The 4,186-nt window shown below is 61.8% G+C and carries 4 protein-coding genes and 1 pseudogene; 1 reads left to right on the top strand and 4 read right to left on the bottom strand.

Features of this window, described 5'->3' with window-relative positions; all coding sequences use genetic code 11:
* Nucleotides 1-117 (bottom strand): annotated as a pseudogene (locus Q0176_RS02505) (pyridoxal 5'-phosphate synthase lyase subunit PdxS); the annotation flags it as partial.
* A 161-nt stretch (nt 118-278) separates the two neighbouring features.
* Here Q0176_RS02505 and Q0176_RS02500 point away from each other — a divergent pair.
* Nucleotides 279-1,667, top strand: a complete 1,389-nt coding sequence (locus Q0176_RS02500; protein ID WP_299298941.1) for a PLP-dependent aminotransferase family protein — start codon at nt 279-281, stop codon at nt 1,665-1,667.
* A 43-nt stretch (nt 1,668-1,710) separates the two neighbouring features.
* Here the strand turns inward: Q0176_RS02500 and Q0176_RS02495 are convergent, their stop codons facing one another.
* Genes Q0176_RS02495 through Q0176_RS02485 form a run of 3 tightly spaced genes read right to left on the bottom strand, consistent with a single transcriptional unit; the run spans nt 1,711 to nt 4,095 of the window.
* Entirely contained in the window at nt 1,711-2,109 is a 399-nt protein-coding gene (locus Q0176_RS02495; RefSeq protein WP_299298940.1) for an HIRAN domain-containing protein, read from the bottom strand.
* Nucleotides 2,110-2,113: 4 nt separating this feature from the next.
* Entirely contained in the window at nt 2,114-2,536 is a 423-nt protein-coding gene (locus Q0176_RS02490; RefSeq protein WP_299298939.1) for a hypothetical protein, read from the bottom strand.
* A gap of 20 nt (nt 2,537-2,556) precedes the next feature.
* Nucleotides 2,557-4,095: an ADP-ribosylglycohydrolase family protein gene (locus tag Q0176_RS02485; RefSeq protein WP_299298938.1), complete on the bottom strand. Its 1,539-nt coding sequence runs from the start codon at nt 4,093-4,095 to the stop codon at nt 2,557-2,559.
* Between the last annotated feature and the right edge of the window lie 91 nt (nt 4,096-4,186).

Below are 4,186 nucleotides of genomic sequence, written 5' to 3'. Positions count from 1 at the left end.
GGGGACCCTCTCGAGCGCCATGACCGCGACCGCCCCCGCTCCCTCCGCGATCCTGGCCTGTTCCGGGTTGACGACGTCCATGATGACTCCGCCCTTGAGCTTCTCGTAAATATCCATCGTTCTCTTCCTCCGGTCTTTTCGCACTTTCTCGTTTTCGCGTTTTCGCGTTTTCGTTCCGACGCCGCATTTGCTGCCGCGTTCGCCCCGGCATTATATCTGCTATACTGTTCCCATCGATAGATACAAACCAAAATATTTTTATAGGTACAGAGGCCGACATGCCGTCAAGACGAACCGATCTTCCCCTGTATCTGGGGCTTTACGAGGACATCAAGGACAGGATCGTTTCGGGGGAGCTCGCCGCGGGGGAAAAGCTGCCCTCGATAAGGGCGATGGCCAGGGACCTGAGGGTCAGCATCAATACGGTCAACAACGCCTACTATCAGCTGGAGGTCGAGGGCTACGTCAGGCCGGCCGAGAGGACGGGCTACTTCGTGGAGAAAATAGACGGGCTGGTAAGGCTCGGGCGGAGCGGCCCCGCAAACCCCGAGGGGGCGCCCCCCGAAAAATACAGGTACGATTTTTCCTACAACGGCGTCGACGATTCCCTCTTTCCCTACTCCGTCTGGAAGAAAATCTTCCGGCAGGTGTTCTCGCCCGAATGCGGGGACCTGCTCTCGCAGGGCAGCGCCAGGGGCTTCCTCCCCCTGCGGGAGAGCATCGCGGCCTACCTGCGGAACTCCAGGGGCATCCGCACGGCCCCGTCCCGCATCGTCATATCCGCGGGCACGGAGCACCTCTTCTACATCCTCAAAAGGCTCCTGGACGCCAGCACGCTCTACGCCTTCGAGAACCCCGGCTATGCCGTCAGCAGCCCCTTCTTCACCTACGACCTGGCCAACCCCATCTTCCTGAAACTGGACAAGCAGGGGATCGAGATCGAGCGGCTCAGCGGGCTCAACTCCGCGGCCGTTCTTGTAACCCCCGCACATCAATTTCCGATGGGTACAGTCATGTCCATAAACCGGAGGATCGAGCTCCTGAACTGGGCGGGGCGGAAGCCCGAGAGGTACGTCATCGAGGACGACTATGACGGCGAGTTCAAGTTCCGGGAGAAGCCCACCCCCGCGCTGAAGAGCATGGACACGAACGACGACGTGATCTATCTGGGCTCCCTCTCCAGGCTCGTCGCGCCCTCGCTGAGGGTCAGCTACATGATCCTGCCCGAAAGGCTCATGAAAAAGTATGAGGCGGCCTTCAAGGGCTTCGGCTGCCCGGTGTCCCTTTTCATCCAGGCGGCCCTTTCGCGCTTCATGTCGGAGGGGTATTTCGAGAAACACATAAACCGGATGAAAGCTCTCTACAACAGGAAGTACTCGAAGATGAAATCCCTTATCGAGCGTTCTCCCTACATCGAAATGCACGGCTCCAACTCCGGCATGTCCTTCGTGGCCGGCATACCGGGGGTCGAGCCCGGAGCGCTCCTCGGGCAGCTGAGGAACGCCGGGGTGAGGATCGTCCCCGTCTCCGACTTCGCGGTGAACGGCGGGGACTTCAAGGGACTCTACCTGCTGAGCTTCTCGAGGCTCGGCGGCCTGGAGGAGATGGAGGAGGGCTTCGGGATCATCGAGGACACGGCGGCGAGGCTGAAGGAGGGAAAACTGTAAGGAGGCGCTGACTGGGCCCGTGTGTTCTTGAGGATTGTCCGCCTCACTCGCGCAGATAGACCTTGATGCTCAGCTTCAGCCAGGCGCCCCGCATCTCCCTGGCGGATACCCTGCCGAACAGCAGCTTCCCCGCGTCCATGAGGCGGGAAAAGATCACGTTGTCGTCCCTTGGGATATAGCCGATTTTCGCACCGCTTCGGGTCCTGACGACGATGGCCCGCTCGTCGTGGGGGTTGTCCGGCTCCCGGAAGAAGTCGAGCTCGTCGTCAACGTTCAGGTTCCCGGCGAGCTCCTCGATGCCCTCGATGAAGGACGTCCCCGCCACATGGGTGTCGAAGAGAAAGATGTCCCTTTCGAAGGGCTGGGGTACAGGGAGCCCGCCGCCCTTTCCATGCAGCAGGCCGATCAGATCGTTCCCCTCGCTCTTTACCAGGCCGCTCATCGTCTCACCTCAGCATTTCTCCGGATTCGCTATCGACCCCGGCAAGCCGGAGGAGCCCGGCGAGCCTGTTTTGATAGAGGGCGTGCGTCTCCTGCAGGCGCGCCGCATCCTTTTCCAGCTCGGCCCTCTTTGCCGCCGTCCTCTCCGGGCTCTCGACGATCGATTTCAAGATATAGGGATACTCGTCCTTGATCCCCTCGATTTCCTCCCGGACGGCCTCCAAAAGCTCCGTCAGCCTTTCCCTCTCCTTCGCCAGCGCGACGAACCCATCCTCATCGCGGTCCGGCAGGACCGGGGCGGACACCATCTCCCCTATCAGGCGCAGGCCGTTCAGGTCTCCATTTTCGTAAGCGGATACGGCGTTATGGAAAAGCCGAACCTGCGCGGGGTCCGCATCGGGGTGCAGGTCGGGGTGCAGCGCCTTCATGATCGCACGGTACAGCTTCTTCAGCTCCCTTGCGTCCTCCTTCGACAGAAACTCCTGCCCCTCTCGAGGGCGGCGTTCATCCTGTCGATCTGCTCGTCCAGCCTCCTCCGATACGCGTCGAATTCGTCGTCCAGGGCCGATTCGATCTCGGAGAGGACCAGTTTCTCCTGCCTGTTCCGCCTCGCCTGGATCATCTCTATCTTTCTCTTGAGGCGCAGCACCGTGCAGCGCAGTTCATACACCTTGTACTCCAGGCCGCCGAGCGTGAGCATGTACCTCATCTCGATGTTCCTGCACACCACGTGGACCAGCTCATCCCGCTCCAGCAGAAGGGCCAACGACTCCGCCCGCAGCCTAACGACGTCCTCCCTCAGCCTGACGTACTCCGCGGGAAGGGCGATCCCGCCGTCCCCCTCCCAATGGGAGGACACCTTTCCCCTGGAGGACGGGGCATAAGTCATAAATACGTATTTGCTCGCCCAAAGCTCGTCCCGGTAGGGGCCATAACCGGAGATTCTGCAGTCGCTGAAGAGGTCTTCCGCAATCTCCGAGACGACGTCCTTCAGCTCCAGGCGGTCGAGGTATTTCTCGGGAATCGCCCTCGCGCCGAGGCGGGCCCCCAAAATATTTCCGGTGACGGCTCCCGTGGAATCGCTGTCACCGCCGTGATTGACGGCGGCAATCAACGCCCGGTCGAAATCGTTCTCGTACTTGAGCGCACAGTAGACGGCGATGGCGAGGGTCTCCTCCGCCACCCACCCCTCGCCGAGCATCCGAATGGCGTCCGGATCGCCGAGGTCGCTCTGCGAGAGCTCGACAGCCATCCGCACCAGCGCCTCGAGCTCGTCCAGGTGTTCCGCCCCCGGGAACAGGCGCCTCATGGCGGACATCGCGTTCCAGACGGCATCGGCCAGCAGGGGGTCCTCGCTGTGGGAGACGGTGTGGACAATATGGACGAGCGCCGCCGCCGGAATATACCCCAGCTCATGACCGTGCGTCAGAGCGGCGGCCTCGGCGCCGAGCCTGGCGACCTCATCGGACGTATGCCGCTCCCCGTCGAAGTACAGGCCGATGGGCGCAACGCGCATGATCCCGCCGCAACCCTTGCTGTCGTTGATGGGCTCGTCGATGGCGCCCCGTCTCCCTCCGCGGAACGACGCGATCGCGGACAGGCAGGTATTTCCCGGCGCGCGACGCTCAAACAGTTCGGGAACGTTGATCAGCCAGCTGCAGGGATACCGTTCACGCACCGGATACGTCTCCGTCTGCGTGCGCAGCCACTCCTCACAGCACGACGCAATCCCGTCCAGGCAGCCGCCCACGGTCCCCCGAGTCCTGTCCCTTGTCGTCCCAAGGAGCAGGCCGTTCGCCGTGAACAGCGTCATCTGAGTGTCGTCCGAGATGAGCGCCGTCCCGTTCACAAGGGCATATTCGGTAATGCCGTCTCCTCCATACCTGCGGAGGATGGAATCGGCGTCCAGAAATTCCACGGCATACCCGAGGGCGTCCCCTGCGGCGCCGCCGAGCAGGCACCCCCTGTACCGATCCAGGCTTTTCATTCGGCTTCCCCCTTCACCCCAATGATATAACAAGGAAAACGCTGATTTAATCCATGAAGCACCCCGGTGGTACCCCAGCTTGCCTGTTTTG

Origin of the sequence: uncultured Fretibacterium sp. (assembly GCF_938040765.1) — a bacterium.
In the GTDB taxonomy this organism is placed as follows: Bacteria; Synergistota; Synergistia; order Synergistales; family Aminobacteriaceae; genus CAJPSE01.
The sequence above is the reverse complement of the archived record's forward strand: the minus strand, read 5'-3'. Positions and strand labels throughout refer to the sequence as shown.

What these genes read in the sequence shown, in the direction of transcription:
- Q0176_RS02500 (WP_299298941.1), top strand. Translation starts at nt 279, where the DNA reads ATGCCGTCAAGACGAACCGATCTTCCCCTGTATCTGGGGCTTTACGAG.
- Q0176_RS02495 (WP_299298940.1), bottom strand. Translation starts at nt 2,109, where the DNA reads ATGAGCGGCCTGGTAAAGAGCGAGGGGAACGATCTGATCGGCCTGCTG.
- Q0176_RS02490 (WP_299298939.1), bottom strand. Translation starts at nt 2,536, where the DNA reads ATGAAGGCGCTGCACCCCGACCTGCACCCCGATGCGGACCCCGCGCAG.
- Q0176_RS02485 (WP_299298938.1), bottom strand. Translation starts at nt 4,095, where the DNA reads ATGAAAAGCCTGGATCGGTACAGGGGGTGCCTGCTCGGCGGCGCCGCA.